This window comes from Microbacterium sp. NPDC077391 (assembly GCF_040686955.1).
Taxonomy (GTDB): Bacteria; Actinomycetota; Actinomycetes; order Actinomycetales; family Microbacteriaceae; genus Microbacterium; species Microbacterium commune.
Map to the genome: position 1 here is coordinate 890,864 of NZ_JBFBMI010000001.1, position 25,286 is coordinate 916,149.

Annotated in this window: 23 protein-coding genes; 8 read left to right on the top strand and 15 right to left on the bottom strand. The window is 70.3% G+C overall.

The features are described from left to right. The first annotated feature begins 64 nt into the window (after positions 1–64). The 3 genes from glf to AB0O65_RS04045 are packed head-to-tail and all read left to right on the top strand — an operon-like array spanning position 65 to position 2,767. Complete coding sequence (gene glf, locus AB0O65_RS04035) at positions 65–1,201, top strand: UDP-galactopyranose mutase (protein WP_363383251.1); 1,137 nt, start codon at positions 65–67, stop codon at positions 1,199–1,201. A 10-nt stretch (positions 1,202–1,211) separates the two neighbouring features. Then, the gene (locus AB0O65_RS04040) at positions 1,212–2,030 is read left to right on the top strand and encodes an ABC transporter permease (RefSeq protein WP_363383253.1); all 819 of its coding nucleotides are present in this window, start codon (positions 1,212–1,214) and stop codon (positions 2,028–2,030) included. Continuing rightward, positions 2,030–2,767, top strand: a complete 738-nt coding sequence (locus AB0O65_RS04045; RefSeq protein ID WP_363383255.1) for an ABC transporter ATP-binding protein — start codon at positions 2,030–2,032, stop codon at positions 2,765–2,767. Before AB0O65_RS04040 ends, AB0O65_RS04045 begins: the two co-directional genes overlap by 1 nt. A gap of 28 nt (positions 2,768–2,795) precedes the next feature. Here the strand turns inward: AB0O65_RS04045 and AB0O65_RS04050 are convergent, their stop codons facing one another. From AB0O65_RS04050 to AB0O65_RS04070, 5 genes are all read right to left on the bottom strand, one after another. Next, the gene (locus AB0O65_RS04050; protein ID WP_363383257.1) at positions 2,796–3,389 is read right to left on the bottom strand and encodes a hypothetical protein; all 594 of its coding nucleotides are present in this window, start codon (positions 3,387–3,389) and stop codon (positions 2,796–2,798) included. Further along, positions 3,386–4,345, bottom strand: a complete 960-nt coding sequence (locus tag AB0O65_RS04055) for a glycosyltransferase family 2 protein (protein WP_363383259.1) — start codon at positions 4,343–4,345, stop codon at positions 3,386–3,388. The genes AB0O65_RS04050 and AB0O65_RS04055 overlap by 4 nt, the downstream gene beginning before the upstream one ends. Beyond that, complete coding sequence (locus tag AB0O65_RS04060; RefSeq protein ID WP_363383261.1) at positions 4,342–6,252, bottom strand: glycosyltransferase; 1,911 nt, start codon at positions 6,250–6,252, stop codon at positions 4,342–4,344. The genes AB0O65_RS04055 and AB0O65_RS04060 overlap by 4 nt, the downstream gene beginning before the upstream one ends. 61 nt (positions 6,253–6,313) lie before the next feature. Beyond that, a complete protein-coding gene (locus AB0O65_RS04065; protein WP_363383263.1) occupies positions 6,314–7,621 on the bottom strand; it encodes an O-antigen ligase family protein in 1,308 nt (435 codons plus the stop codon). Then, the gene (locus tag AB0O65_RS04070) at positions 7,618–9,033 is read right to left on the bottom strand and encodes an O-antigen ligase family protein (RefSeq protein WP_363383265.1); all 1,416 of its coding nucleotides are present in this window, start codon (positions 9,031–9,033) and stop codon (positions 7,618–7,620) included. The genes AB0O65_RS04065 and AB0O65_RS04070 overlap by 4 nt, the downstream gene beginning before the upstream one ends. 205 nt (positions 9,034–9,238) lie before the next feature. Between AB0O65_RS04070 and AB0O65_RS04075 the strand changes: the two genes are divergently transcribed. The 3 genes from AB0O65_RS04075 to AB0O65_RS04085 all read left to right on the top strand — a co-directional run bounded on the left by AB0O65_RS04075 (position 9,239) and on the right by AB0O65_RS04085 (position 13,951). Beyond that, the gene (locus tag AB0O65_RS04075; protein ID WP_071643929.1) at positions 9,239–9,556 is read left to right on the top strand and encodes a WhiB family transcriptional regulator; all 318 of its coding nucleotides are present in this window, start codon (positions 9,239–9,241) and stop codon (positions 9,554–9,556) included. A 67-nt stretch (positions 9,557–9,623) separates the two neighbouring features. Beyond that, on the top strand, positions 9,624–12,584 hold the full coding sequence (locus tag AB0O65_RS04080) for a glycosyltransferase (RefSeq protein ID WP_363383267.1): 2,961 nt from the start codon (positions 9,624–9,626) through the stop codon (positions 12,582–12,584). Further along, complete coding sequence (locus AB0O65_RS04085; RefSeq protein WP_363383269.1) at positions 12,581–13,951, top strand: DUF5719 family protein; 1,371 nt, start codon at positions 12,581–12,583, stop codon at positions 13,949–13,951. The genes AB0O65_RS04080 and AB0O65_RS04085 overlap by 4 nt, the downstream gene beginning before the upstream one ends. 46 nt (positions 13,952–13,997) lie before the next feature. Here AB0O65_RS04085 and AB0O65_RS04090 read toward each other — a convergent pair whose 3' ends face one another. Continuing rightward, on the bottom strand, positions 13,998–14,426 hold the full coding sequence (locus AB0O65_RS04090) for a hypothetical protein (protein ID WP_191711834.1): 429 nt from the start codon (positions 14,424–14,426) through the stop codon (positions 13,998–14,000). 133 nt (positions 14,427–14,559) lie between these two features. Here AB0O65_RS04090 and AB0O65_RS04095 point away from each other — a divergent pair, with 133 nt between their 5' ends. Then, positions 14,560–14,772 carry a DUF3499 family protein gene (locus AB0O65_RS04095; protein ID WP_071641540.1) on the top strand — a complete coding sequence of 71 codons (213 nt, stop codon included), beginning with the start codon at positions 14,560–14,562 and terminating at the stop codon, positions 14,770–14,772. Positions 14,773–14,830: 58 nt separating this feature from the next. Here the strand turns inward: AB0O65_RS04095 and AB0O65_RS04100 are convergent, their stop codons facing one another. Continuing rightward, positions 14,831–15,640 carry an RDD family protein gene (locus AB0O65_RS04100; protein ID WP_071641514.1) on the bottom strand — a complete coding sequence of 270 codons (810 nt, stop codon included), beginning with the start codon at positions 15,638–15,640 and terminating at the stop codon, positions 14,831–14,833. Between the two features lie 16 nt (positions 15,641–15,656). Here AB0O65_RS04100 and AB0O65_RS04105 point away from each other — a divergent pair, with 16 nt between their 5' ends. Further along, positions 15,657–16,646, top strand: a complete 990-nt coding sequence (locus tag AB0O65_RS04105) for a stage II sporulation protein M (protein ID WP_363383536.1) — start codon at positions 15,657–15,659, stop codon at positions 16,644–16,646. Here AB0O65_RS04105 and AB0O65_RS04110 read toward each other — a convergent pair. The 8 genes from AB0O65_RS04110 to AB0O65_RS04145 form a co-directional block, all read right to left on the bottom strand. After that, positions 16,633–17,472 (bottom strand): aquaporin, encoded by an 840-nt coding sequence (locus AB0O65_RS04110; RefSeq protein WP_071641510.1) that lies wholly within the window; start codon positions 17,470–17,472, stop codon positions 16,633–16,635. The two genes, AB0O65_RS04105 and AB0O65_RS04110, sit on opposite strands and share 14 nt — an antisense overlap. A 136-nt stretch (positions 17,473–17,608) precedes the next feature. Further along, positions 17,609–19,105 carry a catalase gene (locus AB0O65_RS04115; protein ID WP_071641508.1) on the bottom strand — a complete coding sequence of 499 codons (1,497 nt, stop codon included), beginning with the start codon at positions 19,103–19,105 and terminating at the stop codon, positions 17,609–17,611. After that, positions 19,098–19,535 (bottom strand): Fur family transcriptional regulator, encoded by a 438-nt coding sequence (locus AB0O65_RS04120; RefSeq protein ID WP_191711832.1) that lies wholly within the window; start codon positions 19,533–19,535, stop codon positions 19,098–19,100. The genes AB0O65_RS04115 and AB0O65_RS04120 overlap by 8 nt, the downstream gene beginning before the upstream one ends. A 53-nt stretch (positions 19,536–19,588) precedes the next feature. Next, complete coding sequence (locus AB0O65_RS04125) at positions 19,589–20,896, bottom strand: DUF58 domain-containing protein (protein ID WP_363383273.1); 1,308 nt, start codon at positions 20,894–20,896, stop codon at positions 19,589–19,591. 1 nt (position 20,897) lies between these two features. Next, positions 20,898–21,821: a MoxR family ATPase gene (locus AB0O65_RS04130; protein WP_083428620.1), complete on the bottom strand. Its 924-nt coding sequence runs from the start codon at positions 21,819–21,821 to the stop codon at positions 20,898–20,900. Between the two features lie 56 nt (positions 21,822–21,877). Further along, positions 21,878–23,083 carry a DUF4350 domain-containing protein gene (locus tag AB0O65_RS04135; protein WP_363383275.1) on the bottom strand — a complete coding sequence of 402 codons (1,206 nt, stop codon included), beginning with the start codon at positions 23,081–23,083 and terminating at the stop codon, positions 21,878–21,880. Then, positions 23,080–23,742 carry a DUF4129 domain-containing protein gene (locus tag AB0O65_RS04140; protein WP_363383277.1) on the bottom strand — a complete coding sequence of 221 codons (663 nt, stop codon included), beginning with the start codon at positions 23,740–23,742 and terminating at the stop codon, positions 23,080–23,082. Before AB0O65_RS04140 ends, AB0O65_RS04135 begins: the two co-directional genes overlap by 4 nt. Then, the gene (locus AB0O65_RS04145) at positions 23,739–25,157 is read right to left on the bottom strand and encodes a hypothetical protein (RefSeq protein WP_363383279.1); all 1,419 of its coding nucleotides are present in this window, start codon (positions 25,155–25,157) and stop codon (positions 23,739–23,741) included. The genes AB0O65_RS04140 and AB0O65_RS04145 overlap by 4 nt, the downstream gene beginning before the upstream one ends. Positions 25,158–25,286 lie beyond the last annotated feature (129 nt).

Sequence of the window (25,286 nt, forward strand, 5' to 3'; positions counted from 1 at the left end):
TGCCCCGCGACGGGCGGCCGCGACGGGTCCCCGGGACGGGACGCCAGACAGGAAAGAATCACGCATGGACCTCCTCATCGTCGGCTCCGGTTTCTTCGGCCTCACCATCGCCGAGCGCGCTGCTGAAGCCGGCCGCAAGGTGACCGTCATCGACCGCCGTTCGCACATCGGTGGCAACGCCTTCAGCGAGGCGGAGCCTGAGACCGGCATCGAGGTCCACCGCTACGGTGCGCACCTGTTCCACACCTCGAACGCGACGGTGTGGGAGTACGTCAACCGCTTCACATCGTTCACGAACTACGTGCACCGTGTGTACTCGACGCACAAGGGCGTCGTGTTCCCGATGCCCGTGAATCTGGGCACGATCAACCAGTTCTTCCAGGCCGCCTACACGCCGGACGAAGCGCGTGCGCTCATCAGGGAGCAGGCGGGCGAGTTCGACGTGAAGTCCGCGGCAAACTTCGAAGAGAAGGGCATCGCCCTGGTCGGGCGCCCACTGTTCGAGGCGTTCTTCCGCGACTACACGGCGAAGCAGTGGCAGACCGATCCGCAGAAGCTGTCGGGCGACATCGTCAGCCGGCTCCCTGTGCGCTACACGTACGACAACCGCTACTTCAACGACACGTGGGAGGGCCTCCCCACCGACGGCTACACCGCGTGGCTGGAGCGCATGGCCGATCACCCCAACATCGAGGTGAAGCTGAATGTCGACTACTTCGACGAAGCGCAGCCGCTGAGCAAGACGGCCACGGTCGGTCAGGTGCCCGTCGTGTACACCGGTCCCGTCGACCGCTACTTCGACTACGCGGAGGGCGCACTGAGCTGGCGCACGCTCGACTTCGAGCAGGAGGTGCTGAGTATCCGCGATTTCCAGGGCACTAGCGTCATGAACTATCCGGACATGGACGTGCCCTACACGCGCATTCACGAGTTCAAGCACTTCCACCCGGAGCGCAAGGACGTCTACGAGTCCGACAAGACCGTGATCATGCGGGAGTTCTCGCGCTTCGCCGAGCGGGGCGATGAGCCGTACTACCCGGTGAACACGCCGACGGACCGCGAGGGTCTCCTGGCCTACCGCGAACTCGCCAAGGGCGAGAAGGACGTGCACTTCGGCGGGCGCCTCGGCACCTACCAGTACCTCGACATGCACATGGCGATCGGGTCGGCGCTGTCGCTCTGGAACAACACTCTCTCTTAGACTCGGAATCGTGAGTCACGCTGCTGCCGGGGCGCCCGGGACGCCCCGGCGCTATCTGCATTCACTGTGGCTGCTGTCGGCGCGCGACCTGAAGGTCCGCTACGCCACGAGCATGCTCGGTTACCTGTGGTCGATTCTCGACCCGCTGGTGATGAGCCTGATCTACCTGCTGGTCTTCACCTTCTTCTTCAAGAAGGACGTCGGCGCCGACCCCTATATCGTCTTCTTGATAGCAGGCCTGCTGCCGTGGGTGTGGTTCAACACCTCCGTGTCGGATTTCACGCGCGCCTTCCGCAAGGACGCCAAGCTCGTGCGTTCCACGGCCATACCGCGGTCGATATGGATCAACCGCATCGTCCTCAGCAAGGGAATCGAGTTCCTGTTCTCGCTGCCCGTGCTGGCTCTTTTCGTGATCGTCAACCTCGCCGTCGAAACAGATCCAGACAAGACCGCAAGCGTCGGTTGGGGGCTGTTACTGCTGCCGGTGGCGATCGTGCTGCAGGCGGCTCTGCTGGTAGGCCTCGGGATGCTGGTTGCTCCGCTCTGCGTGATGTTCAGCGATCTTGAGCGCACGACGGCGCTCATCCTGCGGGCTCTCTTCTACGCGACTCCGGTCATCTACTCTGTGCAGAATCTCCCTGAGCCGTTTCAGACCGTTCTGTCATTCAATCCGCTCACAGGGATCTTCATGCTCTACCGTGCGGCGTTCTTCCCCGAGCTGGTGCAGCTGGTGCCCGTTCTCATCAGCGCAGGCTTGTGCGCGGCTCTTCTCGCACTCGGGCTGTGGACGTTCCGGACACTCGAACGCCCGGTGCTGAAGGAGCTGTGATGTCATCCGCGATCGACGTAGACCGACTTGGCGTGCGCTTTCGTCGCAACAGGCGCGGCAGGCGCAGTTTCAAGGATCTCTTCGCGGGCACACGTCGTCGCAGTCGGCCAGGGGAGTTCTGGGCGCTTCGCGACGTCTCGTTCACGGTGCGCTCGGGCGAATCGATCGGAGTCGTCGGCCGCAACGGGCAGGGCAAATCCACGCTGCTGCGTCTGGTGGCCGGCGTGCTCCTGCCCGACGAAGGACGAGTGACGGTCAACGGGGGAGTCGCGCCACTGATCGAGCTCACCGGCGGATTCGTCGGAGACCTCACCGTGCGCGAGAACGTGCGTCTGACGGCCGGACTGCATGGGATGCCCCGAGCGGAGGTGGCGCGTCGGTACGACGACATCATCGCCTTCGCCGAGTTGACCGGCTTCGAGGAGACGCCGTACAAGCACCTGTCGAACGGAATGAAGGTTCGGCTGGCCTTCTCCGTGGTCTCTCAGCTCGACGAGCCCATCCTGCTTGTCGACGAGGTGCTCGCCGTCGGAGACAAGGCCTTCCGGGAGAAGTGCTACAAGCGCATCGACGAGCTGCTCGCCGAAGGACGTACTCTGTTCTTCGTCAGCCATAACGAGCGTGACCTGCGCCGGTTCTGCACGCGGGGTCTATACCTCGACAAGGGCGCTCTCGTGCTCGACGGGCCGATCAAGGACGTGCTCGACCGTTACAACGCGGATCACAACTCCCGTTGACGCAACGCCCGCTGATTCGCGCAGCGAGTCAGAGCCCGATGAGCGCGCGCAGCGACTGCAGCGCCGAGCGTGCAGCCCCCACGGATATCGTCGATCCGCCGGTCGCGGCCGAACGCAGCTCGCCGAGCTGCGATTGATAAGCCGAGAGATTGTCGTTCCACTCGGAGGTGATCGAGGAGGGTGCGGGGGTGTCGGCCAGTCGTTGAGCATCCGCCTCGAGTGCGTCGATCACCGTCAGCGCTTCCTGCCCGCTGCTGCTCGACACGATGTCCAGACCAGTGCCGGCGTCGTCCAGCCATCCCTGCACCTGCCCACGGAACGTGTCGATGTCGGGATCCGGCACCGGGGGCGGCGTAGCGATGGCGGTCTCCGACGGCTCCGGCGAGGCCGAAGGCGCAGCGGAAGCACTCTCAGACGCCGAGGGCGAAACGCTCGCCGACGGGGATGCGCTCGGCGTCGCGGTCGCACTCGCGAGCGGCGCACCGGGCCGCAGGAACAGCCAGAACACCAGCGCCGCGATCACGACCGCAACGACGGCGAGGCCGACGATCAGCCAGGTGCGCCCGCGCTTGGGCTTCTCATCCGGATATGCCCACACGTACTCGGGCTGCTGCTCGCTCATCGTGCCTCCAGTGCCGGCATGGGCTGCCAGGTGCGGTCGCGGCTGATCCGGGCACCGTCTCGCAGGCCGCGGAGCAGGTTGCTCGTCCCGCGCACGGTGCGCTCGACGAAGAGCAGCCGGATCAGCTCCTTGAAGAAGGTGGCGGTGGTACCGAGGCCGAAGAGCACCGGACTGTACGCCCTGTGCACGCGGTAGTAGTGCTTGATGTATGCGCGGTTGCGCATGATGTAGTAGCGGTACGCGTTGCTGGACGCGTTCATGTGCCGGATGCCCATGTCCCACTGCTTGATCTCACGCGTGCGGCGCAGCACGAACTCGTCGACGATGACGGCGGTGGTCAGGCGGGAGGCCAGCCAGCCGTACATCTGGTCGTCCCAGTAGATGAAGAAGCGCGGGTCGGGCAGCCCGATCTGCGCCACGATCGAGCGATGGATGAACATGCCCTCGAAGCATCCGCTGTTCATCTCCTTGAAGCCCGACGAGTCGAACTTCGACGGTGCGAACGGAATCGGGATGCCCATCCGGTCGGCGATCCGGTACTGCCAGTAGAACTCGCTGCCGTCATAGTCGTAGCGCCGCCCCTGGATGCTCTTGAATCGCCGCGACCAGCGGCCCATCTTCGCGAGGCCGTCCGGCAGCACCTCGACGTCGTCGTCCATCATCCAGATCCATTCGGATCCCAGCTCGTACGCCGTGCGCATGCCCTCGCTGAACCCGCCCGACCCGCCGGTGTTGGTCTCGAGTCGGCGGTACACGATCTCGGTGCCGATGTCGGCGCGGAACGAGTCGACGACGTCGGTCGTGTCGTCGGCGGAGGCGTTGTCGATGATGATCACCCGACCCGGCTTCGGATCCATCGCCCGGATGCTTGCCAGCAGACCACCGAGAAGGTGCGAGCGGTTATAGGTGACGATGACGATCGACGCGGATGCGGGGTCGAACTCGGCGAGGCTCATGCCTGCTCCTCGAAAATCCGGCGCCAGGAGTCATCGGAGACGAGCTGGGGAAGCGCGGCACGATACTCGGCCTGCAGCTTCGGCCAGTTCCGCCGCAGACGGCGGTGCAACTTCACGCTCTCGGTGAGCATTCGTCGATATTGAGCACGATCGCGCGTGTACACGTTCTTGCCCGAGCCGTCCGCGGAGCTGACGAGAGCGCTGTCGAAGCGCGGTACGCGCCACCAGTGCGCGTCGCCCTTGCCGAACTCGACCTCGGGCTGAGTGACGTTGGCGGGATCGGGGGTGTGCAGCCAGTGGGCGACCAGCGTGCGCAGCGTGAACCAGCGCAGGCGCAGGCCGCTCGGGCTGTCGTACTCGTGCTGCTTCAGCCGCTTGTACACCTGACGGCCCTTGCGGGAGTGCAGCACCCGGCTGGGATCGCGGTGCACGACCGTCTCCGGGAACTCAGCCGCCAGCTTGCGCGCGGCCGGCATCGCCGTCGCGAGGTTCTGCCTCATGTGCGCCGGGCCCGACAGCACGTCGCGCAGCGCCCGCGCGCGCAGGGCGACGGGGTAGTACTGCATCATCATCAGGTGCTTCAGATCGACACGCAGACTGTGCTTGAGCAGCCGCCCTCCTCGGGGAGCATTCGAGTGCAGCAGCCCGGCGACGATTCGGTTGCGGGCGTGGAAGTACGCCTGCCAGTCGATGGTGTCGTCCTTGTTCACCCACGACACGTGCCACAGCGCGACGCCGGGAAGCGACACCGTGGGGAAGCCGGCCTCGCCGGCGCGCAGACAGAACTCGGCGTCGTCCCATTTGATGAACGCCGGCAGCGAGAGCCCCACCTTGCGGATGGCGTCGAGCGGAATGAGGCACATCCACCAGCCGTTGTAGTCGGCGTCCATCCGCGTGTGCAGCAGGGGGGACTGTCGCAGGTTGGCGACACCGAAGTCGTGCGGCATCTTCTCCTGGTAGAGGTTGCGCCACATGAAGGGATGCTCGTCGACGACCTCGGCCCAGCCGTGCAGCTTGGGCCGGTCCAGCAGATCGAACATGTGGCCGCCGACGAGCACCGGTGTGGTGGCGTAGCGTGCGAACACGATCGAGCGTCGCAGCGATTCCGGCTCCAGGCGCACGTCGTCGTCGAGCAGCTGCACGAAGTCGCTCTCCGGCCGCTGCAGCGTCTCGTGCATCGAGCGGGCGAAGCCGCCGGATCCGCCGAGGTTGCCCTGGCGGATGACCTGGAGTGTCTCGCCCAGCTCGGCCGCGACGTCATCGTATCCGTCCTGCTCCGCGACGAGCTGAGTCCCCTGGTCGATGAGGAAGATGCGATCGACGAACTCGAGGGCGTCCGGCGACGCCGCGAGCGCCTTGAGCGTGTCGACGCAGTAGTCGGGCTTGTTGTAGGTGGTGATGCCGAGGGACGCCTTGCCGCGGCGGGCGGGTTCCTGCTCCGTGGTCCACTGCGCGCCCTCGAGGATGGCGTGCTTCTCGTCGGCGACGACGTCGAACCAGATCCAGCCGCCGTCGCTGTACTCGGTGAGCGACAGGTCGAACGACGTCACCGCGTCACCGGTCACCTCCCGGGTGTCGATGCGCTGACGCACGCCCTGTCCGTTCGAGCGGTACACGAGGACGGTTGCGGGGCCGGATGTGCGCACGGTGAGGCGCACTTCGCGCACCCCCGTCCAGTGCTGCCAGTACGAGGCGGGGAACGCGTTGAAATACGTGCCCAGCGACACGCGGCGGCCCGCGACGATGCGGGCGCGATGCCGGCCGAGGATGTTGCCGAGATGGGCGCGATTGGAGACTCGCACCGGCTCTTCGTCGATGACCGACCAGGTGTCCGGATCCGCGTACAGCGGGAGCAGATCGGGGTCGCGGTCGAGCGGGAAGACGACGTTCTGCAGCACGTGGGTCACGAGGGCCAAGCCTACCGGTCGTGGCTTGGGAACTCCGATGACCCGCTGCCTCGCCGACGACTCAGCGAAGCGGACGCTCAGGCCCCAGCGTCGGGATCGCGTCGGTGTGCGCCGCGTCGATGCTCTCCCGCCACGACCTGGTCTGTCCTGCCCGCAGGGCGCAGAGCACGAGCAGCAGCCAGCCGGTTCCGGTGAGCGCGAAGCTCTCGAACATCGACTCCACGCTGAGCGTGATGAGCACGAGCGGCGCCCATGCGTACACGACCGAGCGCCGCACGCTCGCCACCAGCCACGAGCGCACGAGGGCGACGCTGCCGAGCACGACGAAGAGCGCCAGGCCCGCCCAGCCCAGCTGCAGCAGCGCGTCGAAGTAGGCGTTGAGCGCCGACTGGTGATGGTCCGACAGCAGGAAGTTGATGTAGGTGAAGGGGTACTCGCCACGCGGCCACGGGCCGAACCACCCGTAGCCGGTGATCGGCCGCTGAGCGATGAAGTCGAGCATCATGTTCCACAGATCGGCGCGGGTCGAGAAGTCGGAGCCGGCGTCGAGGACGCGGATGATCTGATGCCGCAGCGCGAAGGCGACGACGAGCCCGACGACCACCAGCCCGCCCAGCGCCCCCTGCACGGCGGTGCGCAGGCGCGCGGGCGTGTGCCGCACGATCACCAGCGCAGCGGTCGCCACGCCCACCGCCGCCGCGAGCACCACGACCGTCGGTGAAGCCGAGAAGAGCGCGAGCGAGCCGCCGAGCGCGACCGACAGCACACCCGCGACCCGCCCGATCGACCGCGTGCGCCACTCGACCACGAAGGTGATCAGCGCGATCACCGCGATGAAGCCGAGCATGTTGCGGGTGCCGAAGATGCCCTGGATCGGGCCCCCGACGGCGAGCGTGCCCTCGATGCCCAGCAGCCGGAACGGGGTGTCGAGCAGGATGCCGAACACGATCTCCAGTGCGAGCGACAGGGTCAGCAGCCAGCGCAGGGTGTCGCCGATGGCGCGCACCGTCTGCAGTGTGTCGCGCACGTGCCCGATCGTGATCGCGATCACGGCGTACCCGAGCAGGGTGAACCAGCCGGCGAGCGTGCCCCCACGATCCGCCGACCAGAGCACACTCAGCAGCGCGAGCAGCAGGAACCCGAGCAGCGACGTCGGGGCGAACCGCAGCAGGGACAGCTCGTCCCGGCGGACGGTCAGCACGGCGACGCCGATGACCGCGAGCACGCCGATGATCGTCGCCAGGCTCACCGGCGACATCATCCGCTCGATGACGAACGACGAGCACGCCGCGGTGAGCGCGGTCAGCGTGTAGGCGCGGGCGAACGGCGCCGAACCGAGCAGCGAGACGACGAGGCGCCGCGGCGTCATGGCACCTGCCGCGGCTGCGGGCCGTGCGAGATGACGGGGGTGCGCTCGCCGACTCCGACGCCGATGAGCGGCACAGCCTTCATCTTGAACGAGAGCAGGATCAGCAGCAGCCAGCCCCACAGCATGATCGGAGCCGACTCGGCGAGGCCCTCCACCAGCAGCACTGCGGTGAACAGCACGGGCAGCAGCGCCAGGGGGGAGTAAGGGCGGCGGGCGTCGAGGTCCCACCGCGGACGATCCACGGCGAAGAACCACGCGCGCCACGCGAGCGCCAGCCAGGCGACCGCCATCAGAGCGACGCCCACGGCCCCGAGCTGCAGGAAGACATCGAGCCACATGTCGTGAGCGTGGAAGACACTGAGCCCGTGGTTCAGGATCCAGCCGTCGAACGCCGGATCCCAGGGCACCCAGGGGGAGGAGAAGCCGTTGCCGAACACCGGCCGGGTGATCGCGCGCTCCCACACCGCCTGCCAGATCTCGATGCGCCCGGTGAGGTCGGATCCCTTGCCGAGCGCAGACAGGAGCTGGTCGCGCAGCAGCACGGCACCCCCGATCCCGACGACGGCCACTGCGGCGAAGAGCAGGTACAGCCGCGCGCGTCGTCGCGGTGATGCCGCGCGCATCAGGAGCACGGCGATCAGCACCGCCACGACGACGGCGATGCTCAGATACACCGTGGCCGATGCCGCCTTGACGAGCAGCACGGCGGCGATCGCGGACCAGAAGATCAGCATGGTGCGCCGGCGCACCTGCGTGGCGTACAGCACCGCGAACACGATCAGCGCGAACAGGCACATCATCGCGAGCGAGTGCGCGTTGCCCACCACACCCTGGATGCGCCCGTCGTCGAACAGGTTTCCGCGCACCCAGTACAGGTGCGGATCGATCTTGCCCTCGGGAAGATCGACGAAGTTCGGCAGCAGCGGTCGGCGCAGCACGAGCGCGACCCACAGCTCGATCGCGAGGGAGAGGCCCAGGATGATCTTGAGGGCGCTCGAGATCGCCCGCGCGATCTCGTTCCAGGTGAGGGTGGTCGCGATGAGCACCGCGGTCACGGTGATGGCGGCCAGCAGCGACCAGGTGAGCAGGGTGGCCGCGGGCCAGCGCGACCACAGGGTGGATGCCAGGGCGAGGGCGGCGTAGCCGAGGGCCGCCCACGGCAGTCGGCGCCACGGAAAGCGGGTGGGACGCTGGGCGACGACCTCGGGCACCCAGATGGCGAGGGCGCCGGCGGTCAGGACGGCGAGCACGATGCCCGACCCGAGCGCGCCGAAGGTGTTGTACACCGCGGTGTGCGCGAACAGGCAGAACAGGGCCAGCACGCTGTACGCGCGCACCATCAGATGCCCGGTCGTCTCACGCGGCGGGGCCGCGGGGCGAGGGGCCACGGGATGCTTGCTGTACACGGCCATCGGGTTCAGGCTATCGCGCCGAGCACTGCCCGCACCCGTCTTCCCCGACGCTCGCGCAGACCGGTGCGACACGCCGATGGACGTTCAATGAACCTTAAACGCACCATTGAGGGTTTACGATCCGCGACTTGACCGCGACGAATGACACGGGTGTAATTAGTGGTGCACGGCCCGGAGGGGGCACAAGCAGGGTTGGGAGATCGAGATGACGGGTTACCGGTCGGACGTTCCCGAGAATTGGTTCGTCGATCCAGTCAACCTCGGCGTACCCGGAGTACGTCGAGTCGACGCTGAAGATGATGGCGCGCTCGCCTGGCAGGTCGACGCGCTGTGCGCGCAGACCGACCCCGAGGCGTTCTTCCCGGAGAAGGGCGGCTCGACGAGAGACGCCAAGCGCATCTGCACATCGTGCAACGTGCGGGGCGAGTGCCTCGAGTACGCCCTCAGCAATGACGAGCGCTTCGGCATCTGGGGCGGTCTGAGCGAGCGCGAGCGTCGCAAGCTCAAGCGCCGCGCGAGCTGACGGCTTCGCGGGCACGCCGAGTCCGATGACCGGCGCCCCGCGGATGCCTGTCTAGGCTGACTCTGTCATGCCATCCCGAGTACACGCCATCGTCGTCGCACGAACGGGCGACGCCGCAGCAGCACAGCTCAGCGAGACCCTAGACGACCTCCGCGATCAGACGACTCCGCCCGACGCCGTCACCGTGGTGGTTCTCGGAAGCGGCGCGCAGGTGCGCGCCATCGACGGCATCGGACGCAGCGTCGAGGCGATCATCGAAGCGCGCGCGACCACGACGTTCGCCGAGGCCGTCGCCCTGGCTCAGCCTCGCGTGGCGAGCGGCAGCTCGGTGTGGATGCTCACCCACGACTCCCGGCCGCGCCGCAGGGCTCTGCAGCTTCTCGCCGGCTCACTGGAGCGCTCCCCGTCGGCCGCACTCGCCGCCCCCAAGCTCGTCCGGCACGACGACGACCGCGAGATCGTGTCGCTGGGTGTGAGCATGAGCCGATTCGGCCGCGCCGTCGAGCTGGCAGCCGATGAACTCGATCAGGGCCAGCACGACGCCACCGAGGACGCTCTCGGCGCGGACGTGCGCGGCATGCTCATCCGCGGAGCCGCACCCACGGTGCTGCGTCCGGACCCCGGACTCGGCGGCGCCGACGAAGGACTCGACCTCGGTGTCCGCGCCAGGTTGGGCGGCGCCCGCATCGTGCTCGTGCCGAAGGCGCGGATCGGTGTGCGGCCCGACGGCGTCGCGACAGCCCCGCAGAGGGAGGCGGCCCGAGCGTGGGTGAGCCGTCGCGCCCAGCTGCATCGACGCCTCGCGTACGCGCCCGCCTTCGCGGTGCCGCTGCACTGGCTGAGCCTGCTGCCGCTGGCGCTGTGGCGCTCGATCGTCCACCTCATCGGCAAGCGCCCGGCGGCCGTCGTCCCCGAGTGGGGCGCGGCCCTGGCAGCCATGCTCGCCGTGCGCGCCGTCGCGCGCTCGCGACGCGCCATCCGCTCTTTCCGCACGGCGTCGTGGGCCAGCATCGCGCCGCTGCGGGTGTCGCGCACGCAGCTGCGGCACCGCCTGGACGACGGGCACGGCAGCGAACGGGGCGCCGTCAGCGAGCTGCACTTCTTCAGCGGCGGGGGAGCATGGGCGGTGCTCGCCGCCCTCGTCGTCAGCATCGCGGCCTTCTTCCCCCTGCTCGCCTGGCCCAGCGTCGGAGGCGGCGAGCTGCTGCCGATGCAGCCGGAGCTCGCCGCCCTCTGGAACGACGCCGGATGGGGTCTGCGCGACCTCGGCCCCGGCATCGTCGGCCCCGCCGACCCGTTCGCGGCCGTGCTCGCGGTGCTGGGCACTCTCTGGCCGGGGTCTCCCTCCTTCGCGGTCGTGCTGCTCTGGCTGGGCGCCCTGCCGCTGGCGGTGCTCGGCGGCTGGTTCGCCGCGACCCGGGTCACCGACAGAGCCGGCCTTCGGATCCTCGGCGGCGTGCTGTGGGCGCTGGCTCCCACGTTCCTCACCGCTCTCGTGCAGGGCAGACCGGCCGCCGTGCTACTGCACCTGCTGCTGCCGTGGCTGTTCCATTCCGCGGTGGTCGCGCACCGCTCCTGGGGCGCCGCGGGAGCGGCATCCCTGCTCGCCGCGGCATCCCTCGCCTGCGCGCCGTCGCTCGCACCCGCCTTCGTGGCGCTCTGGGGGCTGACGGTCATGGCGATGCTCGCCGCCGGTCGTGTGCGCGGTGCGGTGCGCGTCTTCTGGCTGCTCATCCCCGCGGCTGCGCTGTTCGCGCCGCTGGTCTACTGGCAGCTTCGCCACGGCGATCCCTGGGCGCTGCTGGCCGATCCGGGTGCCGTCGCGACCCTCGCGCAGGCGACCGCTGACGCCGCAGGGCGCCTGCTCATCGCGCAGGGCTTCCCGGCCCCGGACCGCGCCGGCTGGGAGTGGCTGCTCGACGGCCGCGTCGCCCCGTTCGCCGCCGTGCTGCTCGTGCCCCTGGTCCTCCTCGCGCTGACCTCGGCGCTCTCGCCGAGGTGGCGAGCCGGCTTCGCCCTGCTGGCGACCACGGTGATCGGGCTGATCACGTCGATGATCGCGGTCGGCATCCAGGTGTCGTTCGTGCAGGGCGAGCCGGTCGGGATCTGGCCCGGCACCGGACTGAGCTTCGCATGGCTGGGCGTCGTCGGCGCCGCTCTGGTCACGCTCGACACCGTCGTGGCGATGCCGGCTCTGCGGTCAGCGGCCGCGCTCGTCACCGGCGCCGGCGTGCTCGTCTGCGCCGTGCCAGGGCTGCTGGCGGTGAACGTCGGTGAGGCGCAGATCCACAACGGCGCCACCAGCACGCTGCCCGCTCTGGTCGCCGCGCACGCGTCGGACGCCGCCGACAGCGGAACCCTCGTCATGACACCGCTGGACGACGGGTCGCTCGCGACCCAGCTGGTGTGGGGCCCGAGCGCCACGCTGAGCGCGCAGACGACCATGCTCACCACGGCGACGCGCGTGCACGACGAGGGCCTAGCCGCAGACGCCGTCGACCTGCTCTCGGCTCGCGACTTCGATGCGGCTGCCGCACTCGCCGAGCGCGGTGTCGGCTTCGTGCTGCTCACGTCCCTCCCCGGCCAGAGCGAGCAGGCCCGCAGCATGACCGACGGCGCGATCACGGCGATCGACCAGCGCCCGGGGTTCGTGAAGGCGGGTGAGACTCCAAACGGGATGCTGTGGCAGCTGGCCACCCCGCCCGCCGAGCGCGCTCAGCCGTCGCACGCGCAGCGCGCCCTCGGCAACCTCATCGGGCTGGGCCAGCTCATCGTGGTGCTCGCCGCCGTGCTGCTGTCGATCCCGACCCGGGCATCGCGCCGGGCAGCCCGCGGCCGCTCCCGAGTGGTGGGTCGTTCCCTCGACGAGCCGATCGCGTCTCGGCGGACGCACGAGGATGCCGACCTGCACACCGGGGACGTCACCGTGCCGCCCGCCGGGGCCGACGAACCCCGACCAGCGGAGGACGCGCCGCCCTCCGCTGAGCCCGCGTCACCGCATCCCGCCGTCGAGGAGAACAGCCGATGAAGCAGCGCACCATCCGCCTCGCGGCGACCGGGGCCCGACTGGCGACCGGAGCCGCCGTCGCCACGGCCTGCGTGCTGGGGGTCGGGGCGGCCGTCGCCGCTCCCTGGCCGAGCGTGCAGAGCGAGCCCGCCACCGCGACCGTGACGCCGGTGCCGGGAGATGCGACGATCGTCTGCAACGGAGCCTTCCGGGCTCTGGGACGCGACTCGAGTCAGGCGGATCTGCTCGTCTCTGCGGCCGCCCCGGACCTGCGGGTCGACGACCGCGACCACGAGACCAGCACCACAGACCTCGCCATGCCCGGTGTGCTCGGCGGAGAGGGCGCGAAGAGCATCACGGCTGCGGTCGCCGACCGCACGGCGCCGCTGATCTCCGCAGCGGAGTCGGTGAGTCTCGACGAAGAGGATCTGCGCGGATACGCCGCCGCCCCCTGCCGTGAGGCCGGGATGCGCTCGTGGCTCGTCGGCGGCGACGGATCGACGGGATCGTCCGATGTGATCCTGCTGTCGAACCCCGCCGACGTCGCCTCGACCGTGGAGCTCAACGTCTACGGCGCCCAGCGGAGGACGACGACCAAGATCGTGCCGCCGAAGACCCAGATCACGCTCACCCTGGCATCCGTCGCCGGCGCCGAGTCCCGTCCGGTCATCGAGGTCGTCGCCGCCGGGGCCCCGGTTCGCGCGGCGCTCCAGTCGGCGCACGTGCGCACGCTCGACGCGGTCGGCATCGACGTGCAGGACGGCGTCGGCGGCGCGCAGCGGAGCCTTCGTCTGCTGGGTGCGCACTCGCAGCCCATCTCCGACGGCGACGACTCCACCGGCATCCTGCTGCGCCTCCTCGCACCCGACGAGGACGCCACCGCGACCGTGCGCGTCCGCGGCGCCGACGGCACCGCGGGCTCCGACGAGTACGTGGTCGAGCTCACCGCGGCCACGCCCACCGAGGTCTCCCTGACCGGGATGGGCGCGGGCGCGCACGACATCGAGATCGACGCGACCGCCCCGGTCGTGGCCGGCGCCCGCCAGACCGCACGTGCGGAGGGTCGCGAGGACTTCGCCTGGATGCTGCCCGCCCCGCAGATGACCGGCACCGTGCCGTTCACCGTTCCCCGTGGCGCGTCGGCGACACTGTACCTGAGCAGCGCCGAGGAGAGCACCACCACGGTGACGCTCGCGGGGATCGACGAGCGGATCGTGGAGCTGCCCGCCGGCGGTGCGGAGCAGATCCCGCTGCAGCCCGGCGAGCACGTGCTCAGCTCCGACGGAGCGGTGCACGCCGCGGTCGGCCTGCTCGGCGATGCGGCCATCGCGGGCTGGCCGCTGTGGGCGCCGCCGGCGACGCAGCAGCCGATCGTCGTGCGCCCCTGACGCGCGCCGCCCGCCCCGTGCCGTCAGAGGGTGGGCGCTGGGTGGTTCAGTGGTCGCGACCGTCCGGACCGAGCTCCCACGGCTCGCGTCCGACATACTCGGCCGCGGCGTGGAACACCGCGCTCTCGACGGCCATGCGGCGATGGGCCGCGTCGTCATGCCCCTTCGGCAGCAGGCGCTCGATGGGAACCCGGTACAGCGTCACGCGCTGCGCGGCCGGATCCGCGCGCCAGAGCGGGATGCCGTCGGCGCGATCGTGCGCGGGCATCGCGGCGATCTCGAAGCGGACGTCGCGCAGCTCCTCCCAGGTGCCGCGGAGGTACTCGACAGCGCTGCCGACCGTGATCTCGAACCGGTCGAGTCGCCCGTCGAGTGGTGGCAGGGGCGGCCGGACGACCTCGCTGCGCCCGAGTCGACCATGGCGGCCGTGACGTGCGCCGCGCCGGGGCGCGGGGGAGGAGCGGCGGGCGGGCATGCCGAAAGTCTATGCGCTGCCGCGCGGCTGCACCTCTCATACGCGACCCGGTCATAGTGTGGAGGCGATGGACGACAGACTCCGCCTCGACCAGAGACCGCGCTTCGATGAAGGACCGCGCCTCGACGCGCACCTGGCCGTCGACGAACGGCTCTGCTCGAAGGTCGCCTGCGCGCGCGAGGCGGTCGCCACGGTCACCTTCGACTACGCCGATCAGATGGCCGCGCTCGGTCCGCTCGGCCCTGGCAGCGACCCGCACGCGCACGATCTCTGCGCGCAGCATGCGGAACGGCTCTCGGTGCCCGCCGGCTGGCTGGTGATCCGCCACGAGGCGATGCGCTCGTGACGCATCCCGTGACGAGGTGCGCGCGGGCGTGACCGTGCGCGGGTGACCGAGGCGAACCTCAGAGCCCGATGCGTCGTCCGCTCAGGCGCTCGGCGCGCTCGTCCGCGAGCGCCAGCGCTCGTCGCTCCCGCTCCCGGCGCAGCACCGTGATCCCGAGCAGAAGCTCCTCCGGCGTCACCGCGGGCAGCGGCGAGATGTACGACTGTGCCTCGCGGGCGAGCTCGTGCGCGACGCTGGCGCGCGCCGACGGCGACAGACGCTGCGCGTTGGCGAGGAACTGGGAGATGCGACGGGCGAGCCGGTCGGGCATCCGCGCGACGTCGGCCACCGTCGCCCAGCCCTGCAGCGACGGCGGCAGATGCGGCTGGTGCGAGGGCAGAGCGGGTGTGCGCACGCGCTGCGAGTAGGTGCCGGCGACCAGGTCGCCGAGCCGCTGGGAGCGCGCGGTGAGCGCCCCTGTGATCACCGCCGCGCCACCGAAGGTCATGTAGACCTCGAGCACGCCCACCAGGGCGCGGATGAAGCTGTGGCGGAAGGTGATCGCCCCGCCGTCGACCCGCACGATGCGGCCGCCGACCGCGAGCTTGCCGACGCTGCGGCCGCGCATCGCGACCTCGACGGTGACCGGCAGCACGAGGAAGCTCAGCACCGCCGCGCAGATCATCAGGATGCGGAAGGTGTGCTCGCTCAGCAGTCCCTCGGTCATCAGCCACACCTGCACGAAGGTGACAGCGAGGAAGACGGCGAACCCGATGGCCATGTCGATCAGCGCGCCGGCGGCGCGCAGCACGAAGCCGACCGGCTGCACATCGATCGCGACGGCTTCGCCGGACAGGATCTCCTGCTCATCGGTGATCGTGGCGGACATGAGTACAGTAAATCAGGTGGATGCCGACGCCCTCGCCGATGCTCGCCGCCCGGAATGGGAACGGCTCGATGCGCTGAGCCGCAGACGGCGGCTGAGCGGCGCCGAGGTCGACGAGCTGATCGTCCGCTACCGCGCGGCATCGGCCGATCTCGCCGAGCTGAAGACCTCGGTCGGCGACTCCCCGCAGGGCGCGTATCTCTCGACGATCCTCGCCGCCGCACGACTGAGGTTCACCGGAGCGGGTGACAACGTGCTCGCGCAGGCGGCGCGGTTCTTCGCGCTGCAGCTGCCCGCGGCGCTCTACCGGATCCGCTGGACCACCGGGGTCATCGCGATCGCCTTCCTGCTCGTGGTCTCGATCACCGGAGCATGGATCGCCTCCGACCCGGCGCTGATCGCGACGCTCGGGCCGCCCGACGTGCTCAGACAGTACGCCGAAGAGGACTTCGTCGACTACTACGGTCCGATGGCGTCGTTCGCCGGAATGGTGTGGCTCAACAACGCCTGGATCGCCATGCAGTGCGTGCTGTTCGGGGTGACGGGCGTCTGGCCGGTCTGGATGCTGATCCAGAACGCGTTCGGGCTCGGAACCTCGGCGGCGGTGATGTCGGCCTACGGGCACCTCGACACGATGGTGCTGCACATCCTGCCGCACGGGCTGCTCGAGCTGACCGCGATCTTCGTCGCGGCCGCCGCCGGCCTGCACATCTTCTGGGCGTGGGCGGTCCCGGGCCGACGCACCAGGGCCGAGTCGCTCGCTGCAGGGGGCCGTTCCCTCGCCACGGTCGCGATCGGCCTGGTCTTCGCCCTGTTCCTCTCGGGCCTCGTCGAGGGCTTCGTGACCGGCTCCGATCTGCCGTGGCCGGTCAAGATCGGGATCGGAGCGGTGGCTCTGGGCGCGTTCCTCTTCTACATGCTCGTCGTCGGGCGGCGCGCGGCACGCCGGGGCGAGAGTGGTGACCTCGTCGAATACGAGGCGGGCACGCCGACGCTCACGGCCGGCTGAGCGGCACCTCGCCGCCGTCCGACTCGTCACCGTCCGACTCGTCGCCGTCGGGCTGCACACCCTCGGAGTCCACTGTGCCGTCGAACAGCGCACGGTACGCGACCCCGACGGCTGCGGCCGCGAGGGCGGGGAAGACGAGGAACACCCAGAGCTGCGCGAGCGGATCGATCCCGCCGTAGATCGCCGTGGCGATCGAACGGGCGGGGTTCCCGGCGCCCCCGGCGACCGGGATGGCGACGAACTGGACAGCGGCGAAGGTGAGACCGATCGCCACGCCGGCCGCTGCGCTGCGGCGCACGGGGTGCGTCACGCTGAGGAAGACCAGCACGAGCAGGACCGTGAGGATCACCTCGATGACGATCACCGCCGGCATCCCGAATCCGCCCGGCGAGAGCGTGCCCCATCCGGTGCTCGCGAACCCGGCGTCCTGAACCCGCTCCAGCCAGCGCTCGGGTCCGAACAGGCCCACGACGATGAGTGCCGTCGACGCGATCACGGCGCCGACGACCTGGGCGAGCACGTACGGCAGCACGTCGCGCCACGCCAGGCGGCCGGCAGCGGCGGCGCCGATGGTGATAGCGGGGGAGAAGTGCCCGCCGGAGATCCCCGAGAACGAGCTGAAGGCGGCGAGCAGGGCGATGCCGAACGCCAGGGCGACCGTGAGGTTGACCGCGGACCCCGCCCCCGGATCGACGAACAGCATGGCGGTGAACAGCGACGCCCCGATGCCGAGGAACACGATCAGGAACGAGCCGAAGCCCTCGGCGGTGAGTCTGGCGCCGCGCGAGGCGGCCGCCGCTGCGTCGGACGTGCGGGGTTCGGTCATGCCGGTTCTCCTCATCCTGCCGGCGTCGCGCCGGATCGTCCTTCGATGATCCCGCATGGCGATGCGAGCCGGGCCGGCACACGCCGAGGCCCCTTCATCGCGGGGATGAAGGGGCCTCGGGTTCGCGGGGCTGGGACTACTCGCCGATCCCGATCGGCTCGGGCTCGCCGATCGGTGCGCCGGCGAGCGCACGCAGCTGAGTCTCGAGGTCCTGATCGACCTGGCCCCAGTACCAGAAGAAGCGCTCCTGGATGGCGGGCACGGTCAGTCCGTTGTACTGACCGACGAGGGTCTGCACGAAGCGCTCGCGCGCCTCGTCGTCGAAGACCTCGCGGTACAGGATGCTGGCCTGCACGAAGTCTCCGTCGTCCTCGCGCAGCGTCGCCGCCGAGCGCACCAGCTCGCCGTCCGACTCCCAGCTCGCCTCGACACCGAGCAGCGGGTCGGCCTCAGGGCCGCCGGCCGCGCCGTACGAGTTCGGGGTGTACACCCGGTGCTCGGCGGGCGCGTAGTGGTACTGCATCTGACCCTCGTGCATGTAGTTGCGCACCTGGGCCGCGTGCGGCTGGTTGACCGGCAGCTGGTTGAAGTTCGCGCCGATCCGGTAGCGCTGCGCGTCGCTGTACGAGAACACGCGGGCCATCAGCATCTTGTCGGGCGAGATGCCGGTGCCGGGAACCTGGTTGCCGGGCGAGAAGGCGGCCTGCTCGATCTCGGCGAAGAAGTTCTGCGGGTTGCGGTTCAGCGTGAACGTGCCCACCTTGATGCGCGGGTAGTCCTTCTTCGACCAGGTCTTGGTGAGGTCGAAGGGGTTGAAGCGGTAGGTCTTGGCCTCTTCGTACGGCATGATCTGCACGTAGACGTCCCACTTGGGGAAGTCGCCGCGCTCGATCGCCTCGTAGAGGTCGCGACGGTAGTAGTCGGCGTCCTCGCCCGCGATGCGCTCGGCCTCGCCGGCCGACATGCGCTCCACGCCCTGGTGGGAGAGGAAGTGGTACTTCACCCAGAAGCGCTCGCCCTGTGCGTTGACCCACTGGTAGGTGTGCGAGCCGTAGCCGTTCAGGTGACGCCACGAGCGCGACAGGCCGCGGTCGCCCATGACATAGGTGACCTGGTGCGCGGACTCGGGGGAGAGGGTCCAGAAGTCCCACTGCATGTCGGCGTCGCGCAGGCCCGACGCGCCGAGACGCTTCTGCGAGTGGATGAAGTCGGGGAACTTCATCGCGTCGCGCAGGAAGAAGGTGGGGGTGTTGTTGCCGACGATGTCGAGGTTGCCCTCGGTGGTGTAGAAGCGCAGGGAGAAACCGCGCACGTCGCGCCAGGTGTCGGGCGAGCCCTGCTCGCCGGCGACGGAGGAGAAGCGCAGCAGCGTCTCGCTCTTGGCGCCCGGCTGGAAGACGGCCGCGCGGGTGTACGCCGAGACGTCCTCGGTGACCTCGAACTCGCCGAATGCTCCGCCGCCCTTGGCGTGCGGGTTGCGCTCGGGCACGCGCTCGCGGTTGAACGAGGCGAGCTTCTCGACCAGGTAGCGGTCGTGCAGCGCGGTGACGCCGTCGGCGCCGACGGTCAGCGAGTGCGCGTCGCTCGCGACGGGCGTTCCTGTCTGTGTGGTGGTTGCGGGCTTGTCAGCCATTGCCGTTCCTTTCGCATTCATGACAGAGGGCTCGGTACGTGACCGCGGCTTCGAGAATCCTCATGCCGTGGTCGTGGGAGGGGTGCAGGCAGGGGGCGGCGCCGACCGCGCAGGCGACGTCTTCGACGCGGCCGCAGCTGACGCACTGCAGGTGGTGGTGGTTGTCGTCGCTGCGCAGCTCGTACAGCGCGCTGCCGACGTCGGGCAGGTTCACGCGCTGCACGACGGCGGCGTCGGTGAGATCGTTCAGGATGCCGTGGACCGTCGCCAGCGCGATGCCGGGAAGCGTGTCGCGGATGCCGGTGAAGACGAGGTCCGCCGAGGCGTGCGGTCTTTCGGCGAGAGCCTCGAGCACCCTGGTCCGCTGCACGGTGACGCGCAGTCCGGCGTCGCGCAGGCGCTGCTGCGCAGCGGTGTCGGAGAGGGCCATGGTCCCACCTTATTCTGAATCACTCAGAAAAGCGAATGATTCGCGTCAGCGTGTCAGAGGCGTCCTGCGGCCTTCAGCTCGAGGTACCGGTCGGCGATGCGCGGCGGCAGCTGCTCCGGATCCGCGGCGATCGCCTCCCCGCCGGCGCGGCGGATGGCGTCGGCGACGACCTGCGCATCCGCCATCGTCTGCTCGGCCGCGGCGGCGAGGTAGACGTCCGCCCTGGACTCGCGGCGGCGGGCGAGCTCGCCGATGGCGTCGTCGGTCACCGAGCCGACGAGCACGGTCGTCGCGCGCGACGCGATCGGGAACGCGCCGAGGAACCCGCGGGCGGTCTCCGCCGCATCCTGCGCGGTGAGGACGACGATCAGCGACGGTCGGGTGGTGAGCGTGCGGATCTCGGCGAACGCGCCTGCCCAGTCGGTGTCGACCAGGCGGGCGTGCACCGGGGCCATCGCATCGGTCAGCGCGGGCAGCAGCGCCGCGCCTTCGACTCCGCTGACGCGCGCGCGGGCCACCCGGTCGTACATGAGCAGGTTGATGTGATCGCCCGCACGGGCGGCCAGGGCCGAGAGCAGCAGGGCGGCCTCGAGCGAGGCGTCCAGCCGAGTGCTGTCGCCGACCCGGGCGGCGGCGGTGCGGCCCGTGTCGATCAGGATGACGACCTGACGGTCGCGCTCCGGGCGCCAGGTGCGCAGCATGGTGGTGCCGGCACGTGCGGTCGCGCGCCAGTCGATCGAGCGGATGTCGTCCCCGCGCACGTACTCGCGCAGTGAATCGAACTCGGTGCCCTGCCCTCGCACCTGGATCGACGTGTTCCCGTCGAGCTCACGCAGCCGCGCGAGACGCGAAGGCAGGTGCTTGCGCGAGCTGAACGCCGGCAGCACCCGCAGCGCCCCCCGCACGTCGTGTCGGGCCTGTCGCCCGGCGAGCCCCAGCGGTCCGCGGGAGCGCACCATGACGAACTCGGCGGTCAGCTCGCCTCTGCGACGCGGCAGCAGCGGCACCTCGACCCGGCGCCGCTCACCCGCGGGGATGCTGAGCTGCGCGCGCTCCTCAGGTGCGCCGGCCGTGGGCTGCCACGCGTCGCGCAGCTGCCCGCGGAGCGCGCGGGAGCCGATGTTCTGCACGGCGACGGTGGTCTGCACCGGCTCGCCCAGCCGCGCGCGTGCGGGGATCGACCGGGTGACGATCAGCGAGCGCGGGCTCGCCGCCGTCATGACGTCGATGGTCACGAGCAGCCCGCACAGCAGCAGCCAGCCTCCGAACACCGCCCACGGCGACGCACCGGCGGCGCCGAGCAGCGCCGTCGGCACGACCCCCAGCGCGATCAGCGGGGCGAGAAGAGCGGTGACGAACATGTCAGATCGGCACCCGGGTCTGCTGCACCACCGACTGCAGTACGGCGTCGGCGGAGACGCCCTCCATCTGGGCATCCGGTCGCAGCTGCAGTCGGTGCCGCCACACGGGCATGAGCATGGTCTGCACGTGATCGGGGGTCACGGCCGTGGAGGCGTTCAGCCAGGCCCACGCTTTGGCTGCCGCGAGCAGCGCGGTCGAGGCGCGCGGGCTGGCACCCAGCTCGACCGACGGCGACTGCCGCGTGGCGCGGGCGAGGTCGACGACGTACCCCAGCACGTCGTCGTTGACCTGGACGCGAGCGGCCGCGTCCTGCGCGGCGCGGATCTCGTCGGCGGTCACGGCCGCCTCGATGCCCGTCAGCAGGCGCGGGGAGAATCCGCCGGCGTGCAGCCGCAGCACCGAGACCTCGGCGTCGCGCTCTGGCATCCCGACGACGAGCTTCATCAGGAACCGGTCGAGCTGGGCCTCGGGCAGGGTGTACGTGCCCTCGTGCTCGACGGGGTTCTGCGTGGCGGCGACGAGGAACGGTTCGGGAAGCGGGCGGCTCAGGCCGTCAGCCGACACCTGTCGCTCCTCCATCGCCTCGAGCAGCGCGGCCTGCGTCTTCGGCGGGGTGCGGTTGATCTCGTCGGCGAGCAGGATGTTGGTGAACACCGGACCGGCGCGGAACTCGAACTCGCCGGTGCGGGCGTCGTACACGAGCGAGCCCGTGACATCACCGGGCATGAGGTCGGGGGTGAACTGCACCCGCTTGGTGTCGAGTCCGACCGCGCGGGCGAAGCTGCGCACCACGAGGGTCTTCGCGACCCCGGGCACACCCTCCAGCAGCACGTGACCGCGCGCCAGCAGCGCCACGAGCAGACCGGTGACCGTGCCGGCCTGCCCGACCACGGCCTTGTCGACCTCGGTGCGGACGCGGTGCATCGCCTGACGAAGCGCGTCGTCGTCCAGTGCCGCGGTGGGGGTGATGCTCTCGTCGCTCACGGGCGATTCCTTTCGGTTTGGGCGGCCCAGACCGCCGTCTCGAGTTCGGCGAGTCGTCTGGCGAGCTCGACGAGCTCGCGATCGTCGGCCGGCGCGGGGCCGCCGAGCAGGTCGTGCAGGGATCCGCGCGGCACGCCGAGGCGGTCGGATGCCGCATCCGCGACCTCCTCGGCCGTCGCCCGCGGGCTGAGGGCGAGACGCGTCGCGAGCCTGGCCCTCGTGCCCGCTCGGATCGCGGCGGCGGCATGCGGAGCGTCCGCCGCCTTCGCCGTGAGGCGCGCGCGGCCGTGCATGGTCTCGGATGCCCTGACCGTCACGGGCAGCGACTCGGCGACCAGGGGGCCGAATCGTCCTCCGCGCCACCAGATCGCGGCGATTCCGGCGAGGAGCAGCAGCAGGATGGCGGGTGTGAGCCAGGCGGGGGTCAGCTCGCCGAGGGTCGCGGGGGTGTCTGCCGTACGGTCGCCGTCCTCGAGCGACCCGACGTACCAGACCACGTGATCGGTCTGTGCGAGCAGGGCGAGCCCGAGCGCGGCGTTGCCGTCTTCGGCGAGATGGCGGTTGGAGAGCATGCGGGTCGCCTCGATGAACGAGATCCGTGCTCCCTCGCGTTCGGCGACGAGCAGGGCGGCTGCGCCGTCCGCGTCGCGGAAGCAGCCGTCGACGTCGTCGGCCGGCTCGAACATCCGCTCGGCCTGGACACCGCCCGTCTCGGCGAACTCGGGTCGATCGCAGCTCGACTCGACCGCATCGAGGCCGCCGGCACCGGTGCTGGCTGCTCCGGTTCCGAGATCGAGGAGCTCGAGCATGCGGGCGCTCGTGCTGAGCAGCACGACGCGGTCGGCCTCGTCGAGCAGATCGAGCACCGCGTCGTCGGTGAGCGCCACCGGGTCGGTCAGCACCAGCGTGCTGCCGGGATCGAGCGCGGCGCCGGCAGCGGTGCGGCTGCGCACCACCTCGACCTCGGTGCCCTGCTGTCGCACCAGTTCGGCCACGGCCTTCGCACCGCCGGGCGCCGGCGACTCCGGGTTGAGGACGCCCTCGAGCGAGGGTGCCGTGGTGACCAGGCGCAGCGAGAGCAGTGCGATGCCGATCAGCAGGGCGACGACGAGCACCCATCCCCGCACGTTGCCGCGGCGGCCCTGGGGTCGCGGAGCGGCGGTGCTGTCGGGGACGCCGGGTGCCGAGACGGCGAGGCTCATGCGTGCACCGCCTGCGTGTCGGCGCCGAGCCGCGGGGCGGTCGCCTGGATGTGCTCGTCGGCTGCGGCGAGCTCGCGGTAGTCGGTCTCGCTCGCAGTCGTGCCCAGGTAGCGCACCCGATCGAAGAGGGTGGCGGCCTCATGCAGCGACTCGGTGAGCTGAGGGAGAGCGGGCGCCGCCTCGCGCGCGATGCCCTGTGCTGTGGCGCCGGGAGCCGGATCGATCAGATCTCGCTCGAGCAGCCCCCTGGCGAGCGCCCGGAAGCGCAGCACCACGGCGCCGTTCCAGTCGCCGTCGCGCGCTCGGCGCTCGGCATCGGCGCGCAGCTGGGTGGCGGAGCGATCGTTCTTCTCCCCGAGCAGATCCGAGCCGCCGCGCGCCGTCCGTGACGCGCGGGGTCGACCCCACACGAGGAGGGCGACGACCACCGCGGCGACCACGACGATCGTGATCAGCGTGAGCGCCAGGGGTGCGACGGCGCCTGTGCCGTCGCCGGCGAACAGGCCGAAGAACCACTCGGCCACGTCGGCGGCGAGCTGGTCGAACCAGTTGGGCTTCGCCGCCTGGTACTCCGCCTTCGACAGCTCCTCCTGCGCACGCCGGCGCGCCTCGTCACCGTCGGGGACGAACACGTCTGCGGCGGTGAGCAGTGCGATCATCCGGCTCCGCCCGGCGCTGCCCAGTCATCCGAGGGCGGTGCGGCGGTCGGGGCGGCCGCCGCGGGCGGTGCGGCTGCCCCCGCCGCGGCGGAGGGCGACGTCGGCTGCGGCTGAGCGGCGTAGGGCGGCAGCGCCTGAGGGGCCTGCGGCGGTGCCGGATACGCCTGCGGCGGTGCCTGATAGGGCTGCCCGGGGTATGCCTGCGCAGGGTACGACTGACCGGCGTACGGCTGTCCGGGGTATGCCTGCGGTGGGTAAGGCTGTCCGGCGTACTGCTGTCCGGGGTAGGCCTGCGGTGGGTACGGCTGCCCCGCGTATCCGGCGACCGGCCGCCTGGGCGGGGGAGTCTTCGACACCGCGCGTGCCGGATCGACCGCGTACGGGTCGCCGAGCTCGGTGTCGGGCGCACCGTGCGCGCTGCGCTCGACGAAGGCGATGAGCGTCTGGTCGAGACCCTCGTACCGCATGCGGCTGTCGAGGTAGATGAGAGTCGCGCCGGTGCCCTGCACGACGAGCGTGATCGCCTGCACGGCGAGGACGAGGATCTGCGGGAGGATCGTCAGCGCCAGGAAGCCGATCACCTCGCTCTCATCCGGCGACCCGGACGGCGCCATCACGCCTCCGAGCACGCCCGAGATGATCGACCCCGGCACGCTCACCACCTGCGCGGCCAGCCCCATGATCGCGCTGATCAGGAACATCACTCCGAGCGCGGGCCAGAACCGGCCCCGGATGAGCCGCCAGGAGCGCACGAGCGCCGCGCCGAGCGTCGCCTTCTCGAGCACCAGCGCAGCGGGCACCACCAGCAGCTTCGTGCTCAGCCACACGACGAGCGGGATGCTGGCGAGCACGAGCAGCACGATGAGCCCGACCGCGAGACCGATCGAGCTGTTCGAGAAGTCGCTGCCGGCCATGATCGCGACGGCGGCGCCGCCGACGGCGAGCATCCAGAGCAGCACGGCGAGACCCTGCAGCAGGGCGTAGCCGAACAGACGCCAGAACGCCGGGCGCACGCGCGACCACAGGGAGCGCAGCGGGGCCTTCCGGCCGAGCGCGGCGAAGGACACATCGGCGGCGACGAGACCCTGCACGATCGAGGTGAAGGCGACACTCGCCAGCGTCAGCACGACGCCCACCACGATGCCCAGCGCGACGGTGCCGGCGATGATCGGACCCTGGTCCGGCGAGCCGGCCGGCACGCTCGCGATCCGCGCCGCCGAGAAGCCGGCGACGAGCACGATCACCACGACGGCGATCGCGGTGATGCCGAACTGCACGGCCACGGCGAATCCGAACAGCACCTTGGGGTTGTGCCGCAGGGCGCTGAACGACCGCCCCAGGATCATCCCGAACGTCATCGGATGCAACGGGATCGCACTCTTCTTCGGTGCGGGGGTCCAGACCTGACCGCTCATTCGCACTCCCTCCCTGCGCCCTCCCATCGTGGCACACCGCCCGGTGGGCACGTGCGCCCGCCTCCGCGCGGGCGAAGCATTCTCAAGTAGGCTGATCCGAGTCGCCTCACAGGGCGCTGCCGGTGCCGC